This is a genomic window from Bradyrhizobium sp. SZCCHNS3052 (genome assembly GCF_032484495.1).
Lineage (GTDB): Bacteria > Pseudomonadota > Alphaproteobacteria > Rhizobiales > Xanthobacteraceae > Bradyrhizobium.
Genome location: NZ_JAUETB010000001.1, coordinates 798,053 through 812,936, shown reverse-complemented (window position 1 = coordinate 812,936; position 14,884 = coordinate 798,053). Strand labels below are relative to the sequence as shown.

At 65.0% G+C, this 14,884-nt stretch carries 14 protein-coding genes; 7 read left to right on the top strand and 7 right to left on the bottom strand.

The features are described 5' to 3' along the window. Nucleotides 1-111 precede the first annotated feature (111 nt). Together QX073_RS03690 and QX073_RS03685 are read right to left on the bottom strand one after the other, a co-directional pair. Nucleotides 112-1,434: an ABC transporter substrate-binding protein gene (locus tag QX073_RS03690; protein WP_316225318.1), complete on the bottom strand. Its 1,323-nt coding sequence runs from the start codon at nt 1,432-1,434 to the stop codon at nt 112-114. Between the two features lie 69 nt (nt 1,435-1,503). Beyond that, a complete protein-coding gene (locus tag QX073_RS03685) occupies nt 1,504-2,565 on the bottom strand; it encodes a sn-glycerol-3-phosphate ABC transporter ATP-binding protein UgpC (protein WP_316164598.1) in 1,062 nt (353 codons plus the stop codon). 300 nt (nt 2,566-2,865) lie between these two features. Between QX073_RS03685 and QX073_RS03680 the strand changes: the two genes are divergently transcribed. From QX073_RS03680 to QX073_RS03650, 7 genes are all read left to right on the top strand, one after another. Continuing rightward, nucleotides 2,866-3,945: a LacI family DNA-binding transcriptional regulator gene (locus QX073_RS03680; RefSeq protein ID WP_315749730.1), complete on the top strand. Its 1,080-nt coding sequence runs from the start codon at nt 2,866-2,868 to the stop codon at nt 3,943-3,945. A gap of 138 nt (nt 3,946-4,083) precedes the next feature. Next, nucleotides 4,084-5,907 carry an IlvD/Edd family dehydratase gene (locus QX073_RS03675; RefSeq protein WP_315714460.1) on the top strand — a complete coding sequence of 608 codons (1,824 nt, stop codon included), beginning with the start codon at nt 4,084-4,086 and terminating at the stop codon, nt 5,905-5,907. Nucleotides 5,908-6,049: 142 nt separating this feature from the next. Next, nucleotides 6,050-6,784, top strand: a complete 735-nt coding sequence (locus QX073_RS03670; RefSeq protein WP_315749728.1) for an SDR family oxidoreductase — start codon at nt 6,050-6,052, stop codon at nt 6,782-6,784. Between the two features lie 115 nt (nt 6,785-6,899). Further along, nucleotides 6,900-7,646 (top strand): SDR family NAD(P)-dependent oxidoreductase, encoded by a 747-nt coding sequence (locus QX073_RS03665; RefSeq protein WP_316225317.1) that lies wholly within the window; start codon nt 6,900-6,902, stop codon nt 7,644-7,646. A 201-nt stretch (nt 7,647-7,847) separates the two neighbouring features. Next, nucleotides 7,848-8,237 (top strand): GFA family protein, encoded by a 390-nt coding sequence (locus QX073_RS03660; protein ID WP_316225316.1) that lies wholly within the window; start codon nt 7,848-7,850, stop codon nt 8,235-8,237. 55 nt (nt 8,238-8,292) lie between these two features. After that, nucleotides 8,293-8,973: a site-2 protease family protein gene (locus tag QX073_RS03655; RefSeq protein WP_315714465.1), complete on the top strand. Its 681-nt coding sequence runs from the start codon at nt 8,293-8,295 to the stop codon at nt 8,971-8,973. A 61-nt stretch (nt 8,974-9,034) separates the two neighbouring features. Beyond that, entirely contained in the window at nt 9,035-9,436 is a 402-nt protein-coding gene (locus tag QX073_RS03650) for a hypothetical protein (protein WP_315714962.1), read from the top strand. A gap of 21 nt (nt 9,437-9,457) precedes the next feature. Here QX073_RS03650 and QX073_RS03645 read toward each other — a convergent pair whose 3' ends face one another. The 5 genes from QX073_RS03645 to QX073_RS03625 are packed head-to-tail and all read right to left on the bottom strand — an operon-like array spanning nt 9,458 to nt 14,796. Beyond that, nucleotides 9,458-10,246 (bottom strand): TonB family protein, encoded by a 789-nt coding sequence (locus QX073_RS03645; protein ID WP_315749724.1) that lies wholly within the window; start codon nt 10,244-10,246, stop codon nt 9,458-9,460. A gap of 16 nt (nt 10,247-10,262) precedes the next feature. Further along, a complete protein-coding gene (gene exbD / locus QX073_RS03640; RefSeq protein WP_315749723.1) occupies nt 10,263-10,727 on the bottom strand; it encodes a TonB system transport protein ExbD in 465 nt (154 codons plus the stop codon). Nucleotides 10,728-10,733: 6 nt separating this feature from the next. After that, the gene (gene exbB, locus QX073_RS03635) at nt 10,734-11,672 is read right to left on the bottom strand and encodes a tonB-system energizer ExbB (protein WP_315749722.1); all 939 of its coding nucleotides are present in this window, start codon (nt 11,670-11,672) and stop codon (nt 10,734-10,736) included. Nucleotides 11,673-11,683: 11 nt separating this feature from the next. After that, nucleotides 11,684-12,373 (bottom strand): Fe2+-dependent dioxygenase, encoded by a 690-nt coding sequence (locus QX073_RS03630; protein ID WP_315749720.1) that lies wholly within the window; start codon nt 12,371-12,373, stop codon nt 11,684-11,686. A gap of 2 nt (nt 12,374-12,375) precedes the next feature. Then, nucleotides 12,376-14,796, bottom strand: coding sequence for a TonB-dependent receptor (locus tag QX073_RS03625; protein ID WP_315749718.1), 2,421 nt, complete (start codon nt 14,794-14,796; stop codon nt 12,376-12,378). Nucleotides 14,797-14,884 lie beyond the last annotated feature (88 nt).

Genomic DNA, 14,884 nt, shown 5'->3' with positions numbered 1-14,884 from the left:
CCTGGATTGCTTCGCTTCGCCCGCAATGACGGCGAGCATGGCGCGTTGCGCCTTGCTCACCTGCGTCTTGGTAACCACCGGTCTGCTCTGACGCACCGGCGGTTGTCCACCTCAGCGGAAGATGCGCTTGGCGGAGCGCTCGGCGCTCGCCATCGCCGTCTTCACGTCCTCGCGGCCCGTGCAGTAGTTCGCGAACATGTCGACCAGGACGAAGTCGGCGATCGCGGCCGCAGCGGCCTCGCCGAGCTTGCCGACGCCGGCCGGCGTGGTCGCGGTCGCCGCGACGTCGCGATACGGCGTGTTCTTCGGATCGACGGTCCAGATCGGGTTGGCGTCATAGGCCTTGAGGAAGTGCGACAGGTAGCCCTGCGCCGCCTCGATCCACGGGTTGAACTGCTCCGGCTCCAGCATGAAGGCGGTGAACGCCTTGCAGGTCTGCGGATACTTCGAGAAGTTGAACACCAGGATCGGGAAGCCCAGATGCATCTCGCGGGTCTTGCCGTCGAGGCCGGGCGGCAGATGCGCGTGGTTCATGTCCTCGGCGATCTGCGGCGCCTCCTTCTTGGCGGTCACGTAGATCGAGATGCCGTTGACGGTGGCGTAGAGCTGGCCGGCCAGGAACGCCTTGTTGTTGGAGCTATCGTTCCACGACGCGGTGCCCGGCACGAAATTGTCGTACAGGCCCTTGACGTATTCGAGCGCCTTGGCGGTCTCCGGCGAGTTGATGACGACCTTGTTGTCCTTGTCGATCAGATTGCCGCCATGCGCCCACAGCGCCCAGTGCACCCAGCCATTGGCGTCACCCGAGGCGTGGCCGAGCGCCATGCCGCCCGGGGTGCCGTTCTTGTTCATGGCCTTGAAGAACTCGGACATTCCCGCGAGATCCTTCGGGAACTCCTTGAAGCCGGCCTTTTCAGCCGCCGAGACGCGGTAGTTGATGAGACCGCCGGTGGCCGCCACGGGGATGCCGATCCACTTGCCGTCGAGCATGCCATAGGCCTTGCCCGAGTCGGTCCAGCCGCCGCACTTCTTGCCGAGGTAATCGGCGACGTCGGTCATGTCGACGCACTTGTTGGAGAACAGGAAGGGCAGCGTGTAGAGGCCCCACACCATGTCGAGCCCCTGCCCCGTATTGGCCGCGACCGAGGCCTTGGGCTGGACGTCGTCATAGGATTCGTTGGAGACGTTGATGGTGACGTTGTTGGCCTTCTGGAAGGCGTCGACGATCTTCATGAAGGCCACGTCCTCGGCCTCGACGAAGCGCTTCCAGCGCATCATGTTGATCTTGGCGCCGGGCTCGGGCTTGAAGGGCGAGGTCTGCGCCCAGGCCTTGGCGTAGCCGAGCAGTTCGTCGGCCGACATCGTCGCCGCGGCCGCCAGCAAGGTCGCGCCGCCCTTGAGCAGAGACCGTCGATCGGTGGGGAAATGAGTCATCTGAAGTTTTCTCCCGTTGAGTATTTGCTTGTTTTGTTTGTTGTCAGTTCTGCGCCTCAAGCGCCCGGATCAGAGTCTCCGGCCGCTGTCCTTGTCGAACAGATGCGCCGCCGACGCCCGCGGGCGCAAATGGATCTTCTCCCCGGGATTGACCTCGTGGCGGTCGCGGAACACCGCGATGATGTCCTGGGTGCCGATCCGGGCGACGATCTGCGTCTCCGAGCCGGTCGGCTCGACGACGACGACCTCGGCCTCGATGCCGTCATCGGCAAGCTCGAGATGCTCGGGCCGCACGCCGTAGACGACGGGGCGACCGTCGGAGGCGGCCGGCGCGGTCAGCAGCGGCAGCTTGGCGCCGTTCTCGGTCACAACATGGACCGAGCCGTTGGACTTCAGGTGGCCATTGAGGAAGTTCATCGCCGGCGAGCCGATGAAGCCGGCGACAAACTGGTTGTCCGGCTTGTCGTAGAGATCGAGCGGCGAGCCCATCTGCTCGACGATGCCGTCATGCATCACGACGATCTTGTCGGCCATCGTCATGGCCTCGATCTGGTCGTGGGTGACGTAGACGGTGGTGGTCTTGAGACGCTGATGCAGCTCCTTGATCTCGGTGCGCATCGCGACGCGCAGCTTGGCGTCGAGGTTCGACAACGGCTCGTCGAACAGGAACACCTGCGGATCGCGCACGATGGCGCGGCCCATTGCGACGCGCTGGCGCTGGCCACCGGAGAGCTGGCGCGGATAGCGGTCGAGCAGCGGCGTCAGCGCCAGGATCTCGGCGGCGCGCGCGACGCCCTTCTTGATGTCTTCCGGCCGTGCGCCGCGCAGCTTCAGCGAGAAGCCCATGTTGTCGGCGACCGTCATATGCGGATAGAGCGCGTAGTTCTGGAACACCATCGCGATGTCGCGCTCTTTCGGCTGCACGTTGTTGACGACGCGCTCGCCGATCGAGATGGTTCCGGCGGTGATGTTCTCGAGCCCTGCGAGCATGCGCAGCAGCGTCGACTTGCCGCAGCCGGACGGCCCGACCAGCACGACGAACTCGCCATCCTCGATCGGAATCGTCACGCCGTGCAGCACTTCGAATCCGCCGAATGATTTGCGCACGTCGCGAATTTGCACCGACGACATCAATTTCCTCCTCAAAGACCGACAGCATTGGCTGCTTGCCGGCGGCATTCTGACCGTTGTTCTCGGCCGTTTGATCAGGCCGCTTGTCGTTTTGTAGTCCTGGTCGTGCAGTCTTGTTCTTGGTGGTCTTGTTTTTGATGGTCTTGTTGGCTCTGGTCGTTCCGACCGGCTCCGAAACAGGGCCAGTACGGCCGACATTGTCCGCAGTTCAGTTCGCTTCCGCAATGCCTCGCTTAGCAACCGCGTGATAGCGCTGTCAATATCGCTTGTGTACCAGACCGCCTATGCTATGAGCGAGGCATGGGACGGAAACGCATCGAGCCGGGCAAAGTCCGGCTGACCGAAGTTGCGGCACTGGCGGGCGTCAGCCCGATCACGGTGTCACGCTTCTTCCGTAATCCCGACACGGTCTCGGCCGGCCGCCGCACGAGGATCGAGAGTGCCGCCAAGGAGCTCGGCTATGTGCCGAACCTCGCCGCGCGCGCGCTCGCATCGCAGCGCACCGAAGTGATCGGCGTGCTGATACCGTCCCTCACCAACAACGTGTTCTCCGACGTGCTGCGGGGCATCTATGATGCGTTCGAAGGCAGCCGTTACAGCATCCAGCTCGCCAACACCCGCTACAGCGTGTTGCAGGAGGAGCGCCTGCTGCGGTTGTTCCTGATGCAGAAGCCGGCCGGCCTGATCGTGACCGGTCTCGACCAGACGGCGGAGAGCCGGTCGATCATCCAGGCAGCGGACTGTCCCGTCGTGCAGATCATGGAGCTCGGCGCCGCCCCGATTGACATGATGATCGGATTTTCGCACGTCGATGCCTGTTTTGCAGCCATTTCACACCTTCTCGCGCAGGGCTGCCGCCGCATCGGCTTCATCGGCGCCCGCATGGACCCAAGGGTGCAGCGCAGGCTGCAGGGCTATCAGAACGCGATGAAGGAGGCCGGCTTGTTCGACCCGCGTCTCATCGTCACGGCGCCTGTTCCGACCTCGACCACAATGGGCGGCAGCCTGTTCTCCGATCTGCTGATGAAGGCGCCGGATCTCGACGCCGTGTTCTGCGCCAACGACGATCTCGCGCTCGGCGTGCTGTTCGAATGCCAGCGCCGGCACATTGCGGTACCCGAGCAGATCGCGATCGTCGGCTTCAACGACATGGAATTCATGGCCGCGGCGGTTCCGACGCTCACCAGCGTGCGTACCAATCGCTACGAGATGGGTCGGCGTGCGGCGACGATGATCATGGACGCCGTCGAAGGCCGTCCCGTGGCGCAGCGCGTCGTCGATCTCGGCTTCGAGGTGATCGAACGGCAGAGCTCGACCTTGCAGCGCGCCGCCGCAAGTCCGCAGCCCGCGTCGGGGCGCGCTTCCGGAACAAAATGGTAGCGCAACCAAAAGCCATGAACTAGAACCACTCGAACCAACGACGACTTGAACGAAAGACGTAGGCGATCTTCGACAGCGGGCCGATAGCGCGCAGACGACGGACCGGCCTCGCCACGTTTGCACTGCGGGAGAAAACACATGACGAACTCGAACGGGCATGCCGGCAACGGCGCTGACAAAAGCCGCAAGCTGCGCTCGCAGGCGTGGTTCAACGATCCGCACAATCCGGGCATGACCGCGCTCTATCTCGAGCGCTATCTGAATTACGGCCTGACCCGGGCTGAGCTGCAGTCGGGCAAGCCGATCATCGGCATTGCCCAGACCGGCAACGATCTCTCGCCCTGCAACCGCCACCACATCGAGCTGGCGCACCGCGTCCGCGAGGGCATCCGCGCCGCCGGCGGCATCGCGATGGAATTTCCGACCCATCCGATCCAGGAGACCGGCAAGCGCCCGACGGCCGCGCTCGACCGCAACCTCGCTTATCTCGGCCTGGTCGAAATCCTGTTCGGCTATCCGCTCGACGGCGTGGTGCTGACGACCGGCTGCGACAAGACGACGCCGGCCTGCCTGATGGCCGCGGCAACCGTGAACATCCCCGCCATCGTGCTGTCGGGCGGCCCGATGCTGAACGGCTGGCACGAGGGGCAGCGCACCGGCTCCGGCACCGTGGTGTGGAAGTCGCGCGAGCGGCTCGCCGCCGGCGAGATCGGCTATGAGGAGTTCATGGAGATCGTCGCCTCCTCGGCGCCGTCGGTTGGCCATTGCAACACCATGGGCACGGCGTCGACGATGAATGCGCTGGCCGAGGCGCTCGGCATGTCCCTGCCCGGCTGCGCCGCGATCCCCGCGCCCTATCGCGAGCGCGGCCAGATCGCCTACGAGACCGGAACGCGCATCGTCGACATGGTGTGGGAAGACCTGAAGCCGTCCGACATCCTGACACGCAAGGCGTTCGAGAACTGCATCGTCGCCAACTCCGCGATCGGCGGCTCGACCAACGCGCCGATCCACATCAACGCGCTGGCGCGCCATGTCGGCGTCGAGCTCGACATCGACGACTGGCAGAAGGTCGGCCACGACGTGCCGCTGCTCGTCAACATGCAGCCGGCCGGCTTCTATCTCGGCGAGGAATTCCATCGCGCCGGCGGCGTGCCGGCCGTGATCGGCGAGTTGATGCGGCACAAGCGCATCCACGAGGACGTCATCACCGTCAACGGCCGCAGCATGGGTGAGAATTGCCGCGAGGCAGCGAAGCCCGACGGCGACGTGATCTGGTCCTACGACAAGCCGCTGGTGAAGGATGCCGGCTTCCTGGTGCTGCGCGGCAACCTGTTCGATTCCGCGATCATGAAGACCAGCGTGATCTCCAAGGAGTTCCGCGACCGCTATCTCAGCAATCCGAAGGACCCGAACGCCTTCGAGGGCCGCGCCATCGTGTTCGAGGGGCCTGAGGACTATCACGACCGCATCGATGATGAGCAGCTTGCGATCGACGAGCACTGCGTGCTGTTCATCCGCGGCGCCGGTCCGATCGGCTATCCCGGCGGCGCCGAGGTCGTGAACATGCAGCCGCCGGCGGCGCTGATCAAGCGCGGCATCCTGTCCCTGCCCTGCATTGGCGACGGCCGGCAGTCCGGCACCTCGGGCTCACCGTCGATTCTCAATGCGTCGCCGGAGGCCGCCGCCGATGGCGGGCTCGCAATCCTCAAGACCGGCGATCGCGTGCGCATCGACCTCAACAAGGGCTCGGCCAATATCCTGATCTCGGACGAGGAGCTTGCGAAGCGGCGCGCCGAGCTGAAGGCCAAGGGCGGCTTCCCGCACCCCGCCAACCAGACGCCATGGCAGGAGCTCTATCGCAACACCGTCGGCCAGCAGGCCACCGGCGCCTGCATGGAGCTTGCCACGCGCTATCACAACATCGCCGGCACCGTGGGTGTGGCAAGGCATAATCACTAGACCCAACTGCCGTCATTCCGGGGGCGCGCGAAGCGCGAGCCCGGAATCCATACTCCCGATCGTGGTTATGGATTCCGGGCCCATCGCTTCGCGATGTCCCGGAATGACGATAACTAAGAAGTCAATTCCCAAGGGAGACTCCATGTCCGACCGTCTCAAGGGCAAGCGCGCCTTCGTCACTGCCGCCGCTGCCGGCATCGGCCGCGCCTGTGCCATTGCCTTCGCGCGTCAAGGCGCCACCGTATTCGCCACCGACATCGATGAGAACGGCCTGAGCACGCTGAAGAGCGAAGGCATTGCCGAGGTCGCGACGCTCGACGTGCGCAACACCGCGGCCGTGAACGCGATGGCCGAGCGGGTCGGCAAGGTCGAGATCCTGCTCAACGCTGCCGGCTTCGTGCACAACGGCACCATCCTCGACTGCTCCGACGACGACTGGGATTTCTCGTTCGATCTGAACGTCAAGTCGATGCATCGCACCATCCGCGCCTTCCTGCCGAAGATGCTCGATCAGGGCGGCGGCGCCATCGTCAACATCGCCTCCGCCGCGGGCGTGTTCAAGGCGGCGCCGAACCGCTACGTCTACGGTGCGACCAAGGCAGCCGTGGCGGCGCTGACGCGCTCGGTCGCAGCCGATTTCGTCGGCAAGAAGATCCGCTGCAACTGCATCTGCCCGGGCACGATCGAAACGCCCTCGATGCTGGGACGCGCGGCCTCGGCCGGCCCGAACGGGCTGGAGATGTTCATCTCGCGCCAGCCGATGGGCCGGCTCGGCACGGCGGAGGAGATCGCCCATCTCGCGGTCTATCTTGCCAGCGACGAGAGCGCGTTCACGACCGGCGTCGCGCATACCATCGACGGCGGCTGGACGCTGTAGTTCTGCTTCGTCATTCCGGGGCAGCCCGCAGGGCTGAACCCGGAATCTCGAGATTCCGGGTTCGCGCTGCGCGCGCTCCGGAATGACGACAACAAAGATCGACCGGGGAAACATCATGAACCACATCGACCTTACCAACCGCTGCGCCGTGGTCACCGGCGGCGCGCAAGGTTTTGGCCGCGCCATCACCGAGCGCTTCAAGTCGTCGGGCGCGAAGGTTGCGATCTGGGATCACGACATCGCGCTGGCGGAGAAGACCGCGCAGGCGATCGGTCCGGAGGTGCTGGCGCTGCAGGTCGACGTCACCGACACCCAAGCGGTCGAAGGCGCCCGTGACGCGACGCTGGCCGCGTTCGGCAGCATCGACATCCTGGTCAACAATGCCGGCATCGCCGGCATCAACAAGACGGTGTGGGAGACCGATCTCGAGGAGTGGCGCAAGGTGCTGCGCATCAATCTCGACGGTCCCTTCATCTGCGCCAAGGCGATCGTGCCGGTGATGCTGAAGCAGGGCTATGGCCGCATCGTCAACATCGCCTCGATCGCCGGCAAGGAGGGCAACCCGAACGCTGCGCACTACTCCGCGTCCAAAGCCGGCCTGATCGCGCTGACAAAGTCGCTCGGCAAGGAGCTGGCGCAGCACAACATCACGGTCAATGCGGTGACGCCCGCCGCGGCGAAGACTGCCATCTTCGACCAGATGACGGAAGCGCACATCAACTTCATGCTGTCGAAGATCCCGAAAGGCCGCTTCGTGCTGGTGGAGGAGCTCGCCGCGCTGGCGTCGTGGCTCGCCTCGGAAGAGTGCTCGTTCTCGACCGGCGCCGTATTCGACATTTCCGGTGGCCGCGCAACTTATTAGTCGGCGTGCCGATCGATAGAGCCCGTCCTCACCGAGAAATCGTCATTGCGAGGAGGCGAAAGCCGACGAAGCACTCCAGAGCTCCTCGCGCGGCCCTGGATTGCTCCGCGGCGCCGCTGCGCTCGCAATGACGGCGATAGGCAGAACCGTTCCGGTACTGCTGACGATCGCGAGAGATCATGACCAGTTGGAGGTCCCACCATGACCCACCACGGCGGCTGCTTCTGCGGCGCGGTGCGCTTCCGATGCACCGGCGAGCCGATCAACGTACGCGTCTGCCACTGCCGCAACTGCCAGCGGGCGACGGGCGCGCCGTTCTTCGCCCGCGCGCTGTTCGCGCACGACGCGCTGACGATCACCGGCGAAACCGCGCGCTTCCCCTCCTCCGACGCGCTCGATCGCATGTTCTGCCCGCGCTGCGGCGTCAGGCTGTTCTCATGGCGCAGGACGCGCCCGGTTGTCGGCGTGGCCCTGGCCTGCTTCGACGACCGCAACGCCTTTGCCCCGACCGAGCACATCTGGGTCTCGGAAAAGATGGATTGGGTGCAGCTCAGCGACGGCCTGCCGCAATTTCCGGAGAATCCCGCGTAGCATCGGGGAACCATCGTGCCTATGTAAGGCGGTAACGCGTCCGGAACCCCGATCCTTGAACATCTCGCTCTACGGCATCTCCGTCTGGATCCTGCCGATCATCATCGCCATCACCTTTCATGAGGCTGCTCACGCCTTCGTCGCCTGGCGGTTCGGCGACGACACCGCGTTGCGACTCGGTCGCGTCAGCTTCAACCCGCTCAAGCACATCGATCCGTTCGGCACCGTCCTGCTGCCGGGCATGCTGCTGCTGTCCGGCTCGCCGTTCCTGTTCGGCTACGCCAAGCCGGTGCCGGTCGATTTTCGCAATCTGAAGCCGCTGCGCGCCGGCATGGTGATGGTGGCGCTGGCCGGACCGGCCACCAACATCGCGCTGGCGCTGGCGGCCGGACTGGCGTTCCACGCCCTGCCGCTGGTTCCACCGGAGGCGGCGCGGTGGGTGGCCAGCAATCTGTGGAATATTTTCTCGTTCAACATCCTGCTCGCCGTGTTCAACATGCTCCCGATACCGCCGCTCGATGGCGGCCGGGTCGCGGTGGGCGTGCTGCCGGCGGCGCTGGCGCGGCCGCTTGCCCGGCTCGAGCCGTATGGCATGCTGATTCTGATCGGATGTCTGATCCTCCTGCCGCTGGCGGGTTCCCAATTTGGTCTCAATCTTGATCTCGTGTCGGGGCTGCTCCGCGCCACGACCGATTCTCTGAAGCAGCTGCTTCTGCTATTGACGGGTAATGTCTAGATCTACCCGTCAGGGATGGTAACGAACGAGCCCCGAGGCACTCTTGGTCAAAGCCGCTGACATGATGATCGCACGCCGCGCCGACACCCGCGCCCGTGCCGATTTCGCGACCTGGAAGATGATCGCCAAGCTGAACGGCGCCTCCGGCCTGCCGCCGGCGGCGCAGGACTTCCTGGCAAGCTACAAGGCCCGCCTCGGCGACATGCCGGAGGACGAGGCGACCGAGGCCACCATCCGCGAGATGTACAAGGCCTATTATGCCGAGATGGGCGGCGGCGGCGCCCCGCCCGAGGTCAAGCCGGTCGCCGCCGAGCCGGTGACCGGCAATGTCACCGCCTTCCGCAAGCTGCCGCCGAAGAAGGCGGCGCAAAGCGGGACGACCGCTCCGCGCAAGCTGCCGGTTGCGCTGATCTTCGCCGCGCTCTGCGTGGTCTACGTCGGAGTCAGGCTGTATTGGCAGTGAGGTCAGCCGAACCCCACCCGCTCATTTCGGCGGGTTGAACTTGACCGGCAGGATGAAGGAGAACTCGTCGTCGGTGAGGCCCGCGGGAGGCTTTGGCACGGGATCCGAACGGCGGACCATGCTGAGGGCGGCCTGATCGAACTCCGGATCGCCGGACGTTTCCTTGACGTCCACCGAGACGACACGGCCGAGCCGATTGAGCACGAGCGCCAGCTTGAGCTGGGCAGCGGCCTTCTTTCCGGATGGATACTTCTTGTGCAGTTCGAAATAGGCGCTGATCTTGCGGCCCCAATTGGCCGTCAGCCTTTGCACGTCCTTGCCGATACCGGCATTCGGCGCTTTGGTCTTCTCGGCTTCAGGAACCTTCTCGTCCAGGGCCTTGCGCGCGCTGTCTTCGGAGGCTTCCTGCGCCTCCGACGCCTGTGTCTGGACCGTCGCGACCTTCTGCTCCTCGGTCGGCTTCTTCACGTCAGAGGTCGTGACCTCGCGGTCGGCCTCCTCGGTCGTGGTCGGCACATCCTTCTGCAGATCGGTCTGCTCGACCTCGGCCTTCTGCTCCTGCATCTGCGGAGCGGCGGTCTGCGCTACCGAGTCCTGTCCGACCGGAACCTCGTCGTCCTCGACCTTCGGCGAGCCCATATCGATGTCGATGACCTCGGCGCCCGCCGCGCCGAGGCCGCCGGCGTCCTCGTCGTCGTTCAGATGCGTCAGCGCCAGCGCGGCCCCGCCGACATGCAGGATCAGCGCGCCCATGATCGCCAGAAACCAGAGACGGCGCGAGGGGGAGTGCCCGACGTCGAGGTCGCTCATCACAAGTCGGCGCTCCTCACGGCTGCGCGGGCTGGGCCGGCACCTGGGCGGGCGCGGCGGGCGGCGCTTCCAGCGCCACCAGCTTGATCTTGGTGTAACCGCCGGCGCGCAGCAGTTCCAGGACGCCCATCAGCTCGCCATAGGGCACCAGCTTGTCAGCGCGCAGGAAGATCGGCCGGTCCTTCGGCTGATCGGTCATGGCATCGAGCTCGCGCACGAGATCGACGCGCTTGACCAGATTTTCCCCGATCGCCAGCGACAGGTCCGGCTTGATCGAGACATAGGTCGGCTTGTCCGGCTTCTTCTGCGGCGTGGCGCTCGAGGACGGCAGGTCGATCGGCAGGTCGACGGTCGAGAGCGGCGCGGCCACCATGAAGATGATCAGCAGCACCAGGATGACGTCGATGAACGGCGTCACGTTAATGTCGTGGGTCTCGTCGAAATCGTCGTCGAGATCGCCTTCGGAGAGCGAGACGGCCATCCTCGGCTACTCCGCCGCCCGGACGTGAAGGCCGGTATGGCTGCGATCGAGATCGCGCGACAGCAATCGTCCGGTGGTGCCGGAGGCGCGGTTGACGAGCTCGAGATAGCCCTTCGTGACCCGCGAGAAGTGATTGTAGATAATCACGGCCGGAATCGCCGCGGCCAGACCGATCGCGGTCGCCAGCAGCGCTTCCGCGATGCCCGGCGCGACCACCGCGAGGTTGGTGGTCTGCGATCTGGAAATGCCGATGAAGCTGTTCATGATGCCCCAGACGGTACCGAACAGTCCGACGAAGGGCGAGATCGCGCCGACGGTGGCGAGCAGGCCCATGCCGGTGCGGACCCTGCGCGCTTCGGCTCGAACGATCTCGGTGAAGCTCGAGGCTGCGCGCTCCTTGATGCCCTCGTCACTGCCGAGCCCGGCCGACAGCCGTGCCTCTGATATCGCAGCCTGCAGCAGCAATGCCGCGACGGTCTTGCCTTGACCAAGCGCAAGATGGGCCTCGGCCAGCGACTTCGCCCCGGTCAGCTTGCGCAGCGCGACGACCAGCCGGCGGCGCAGGACGGAGAATTCGAGGCTCTTGGCGATCAGGATCGTCCAGCTTGCGATCGAGGCCAGCGCCAGCATGATCATGACCGCTTTGACGACGATGTCGGCCTTGAGAAACATGCCGAACGGCGACAGCTCGTCCAGCCCGGTGGTCACCGACTTGCCATTGCGGGCGCCGGTCTCGATGCCCACCGGGGCGGCAGCCGTTGGGGCGACCTGTCCCGACGCGGGAGGGGCCATCGTCAGGGCTGTGCCCGGCGCCGGCGCGGACAGATCGGTCGAGACCGCCGGGGCGGACCTGGCCGGCTCCTGCTGCGCATGTGCAGGTAGCCCCGCAGCAACAGACAGACATGACAGGACGATTGCAAACCTAACGAGGAACGATGTCATCATATCTCGGCCCATTAGACCTCGGCCCATTGCCGGATCAGATTGTGATAGATGCCGGTCAGCTTGACAGCATCGGGATCGTCCCTCCCGAGGCGGTCAGCCAAGCTCTGGATCGCCGCGTCCAGATCGAAGATCATGCTCCGGACGTGGGCATCCCGTATCATGCTCTGCATCCAGAAAAAAGAGGCGACCCGGGCGCCGCGCGTGACCGGCGTGACCATGTGAAGGCTCGATGACGGATACAGCACCGCGTGCCCCGCGGGCAACTTGACTTCGTGCGAGCCGTAGGTGTCCTCGATCACAAGCTCGCCACCGTCATAGCTGTCGGGCTCGGCCAGGAACAAGGTCATCGACAGATCGGTGCGGATGCGCAGGCCGGTCAGCGGATCGCCGCGCACGGCATTGTCGACATGGATGCCGAAATGGTCGCCGCGCGAGGCGGTGTAGCGGTTGAACAAAGGCGGAAAGATCTGCAGCGGGATCGCCGCCGACAGGAAGCGCGGATTCTTCGTCAGTGCCGTGATGATGCGCTGGCCCAGCACCCGCGCCGCCTCGCCGTCGGGCGGCAACTGCTCATTGCGCTTGACCATGGCCGACTGCGCCCCGGCCGTCGAGCGGCCGTCCTCCCACTCCGCCGCATCCATGATGCGGCGGAAGTCGGCGACCTCGTCTTCGGACAGAACGTCCGGGATGCAGATCAGCATGATCAGAACTTTGCGGTGGTGACGATGTAGAAGGCGCGCCCCGGGGCCACGGCGACGAACGGCACCGCGCTCCGATACAGCGTGTCGTAGTACAGCTTGTTGGTCAGGTTCTGGGCATAGAACTTCATGGTCCAGTTCGCGTCGAGCTTCTTCTCGACGAAGGCGTCGAAGCGCCAGTAGCTCGGCAGCTCGTTGCCGGTGTTGGCCGCGAAGGTGCCGCCATAGACCTTGGAGCGGTAGACCGCCTGCCCGCCGATCTCCCAGCCATTGTCGAGCTTGTACTTCGACAGCATGCTGAACGACTGATGCGCGATGTTGGCGAGCTGCAGGCCGATGTTGGAGGCGACGCCGCTCTGCGTGACCTTCGACTGCATCAGCACCAGGCCGCCGAAGATGCTCCAGCGATCGGTGAGCTTGCCTTCCGCCTCGATGTCGATGCCCTGGATGCGGTAGGCCGCGCCCGAGGTGAGCAGGCCGCCGACGGTCTCGCGGGCATTGTCCTTGGTGGTCTGGAACAGCGCGGCTGAGACCAGCAGATGGCGGTCGACCAGCTCCCATTTGGTGCCGAGCTCGGCCGCCTTGTTGCGCTCGGGTCCGAGCAGGACCGCGGTGTTGGCGGGCACGCCGCCGTAATCGGTGCCGGTGGCGTCGAGTTCGGAGCCGAACGGATTGGCCGAGGTCGCATAGGCCGCGTAGATGCTGCCGATCGGCATCGGCTTGTAGACCAGGCCGACATTGTAGTTGACCAGGTCGGCGTTCATCTTGAGGTATTTCGGCGAATTGGTCGACGAGCTCATGTTGTAGCCGTCATAGCGCACCCCACCGTTCAGGATGACCGTGTCCTGCCAGTTGGCCGTGTCCATGACGTAGACGCTGTTGGTGTTGACGCCGTAGCGCGTCGGGTTGCCGATCAGCGACGGCGTATTGCTGAATGGGATGTAGGTGTATTGCGGCGAGTACACGTTGACGCCGGTAACCGCGCCCGAGCTGGTCGAGCCGCCGCCGAACAATTCGGACGAGAGTCCGGTGTAGCGATCGATCGAGATGTTCTCGTTCGAGAACTCGGTGCCGAGCACCGCGGTGTGCTTGACGCCGCCGGTATCGAGCTTGAACGTCGCATCGTTCTGGTTGGCCCACACGTCCACCGTCTGGTATCGGCTCTGTGCGCTCGCCGTCGTGGTCCAGAGCAGCGGATTCGGGCTGGTCGTGTTGGGGCCCTGCGGCAACGTGCCGATATAGTTGAGAAGCGAGTGCTCGCCGCGGAACTTGCTGCTGAGGGTGATCGCCTCGTTGACCTTGTACTCGGCTGCGGCAGTGCCGAAATCCTGCCGCGCGGTCTGGAAGTCGCGATTGAGGAAGCCATACCAAGTGCCGCGCGGAATGCCTGCCGAGGTCACGGGGACGTTGCCCTGCTTGTAGTAGGGCACGCCGAAATCCGGATAACCCGACAGATCGGTATGGACATAGTTCGTCGTGATCTTGAGATCGTCGATCGGCGTCCACTTGGTCGAGAGGAAGGCGCCCCAGCGGTCATCGGTGACGAAGTTGCGCCCCGCCACATTGGAGTCCTGGAACAGGCCGCCGGTGCGCACCGAGAAGGTCGGCGAGATCACCTGGTTCACGTCGAGCGTGACGCGCTTCTGCTGGTCGGTGCCGAACTCGGTATCCATCCGCTTGAAGTTCGTATCGCCAGCCTGCTTGGTGACGATGTTGATGGCACCGCCGGCGGTGCCGCGGCCGGCATAGGACGAGGCCGGACCGCGCAGGATCTCGATCTGCTCGGTGAAGAAGTTCTCGCGGATCGACACCGCGGGATCGCGGATGCCGTCGATGAAGACGTCGTTGCGGGCATCGAAGCCGCGAATGAAGAAGCGGTCGCCGAACGCATTGCCGCCCTCGCCCGAGCCGAGCGTGACGCCGGCGGTCGAACGGCCGATCTCCTTGAGCGCGGTGACGTGCTTGTCGGCAAGCACTTCCTTGCTCATCACGGTGATCGTCTTCGGCGTGTTCAGGAGCGGCTCGGGAAACTTGCCCGACGCCTGCACGCGGTTGACCTTGTAGGGCTCGGCTGCGTCCGCGTAGGGGTTGGCGTCCGGCGCGGACAGTCCGCCTGCGTTCGGGAACGCCACCGCGGCCTGCTGCGCCGCCTGCTGACGGGCCGCCGCGCGGCGCAGGGCATTGCGCGCGCGGACCTGCTCGGCGGTCGGCTTGGAGGACGTCGGCTTGGCCCGCGCGGTCGGCGCATCGACGTTGACGGGCGGCAGGTCGGACGCCGGTTGCGCCTCGGCCGACGACATCGATGCCACCGCCATCAGCCCGGCCACCGCCGACACCTTGGTGACGGAGGGCCCCTCTCCGCGTCCGCCATTGAACCTCATCGCTGCGACCCCACGCAGCGAACGCGGTGCTATCACCTGTCCCATTTTATTTTCACGCGCCCCAGATCTTCATTCCACATCGCTTACGCGGATCATTCGCAGTGCGACGATGTGTCGTTGGTATCGGGCGCGT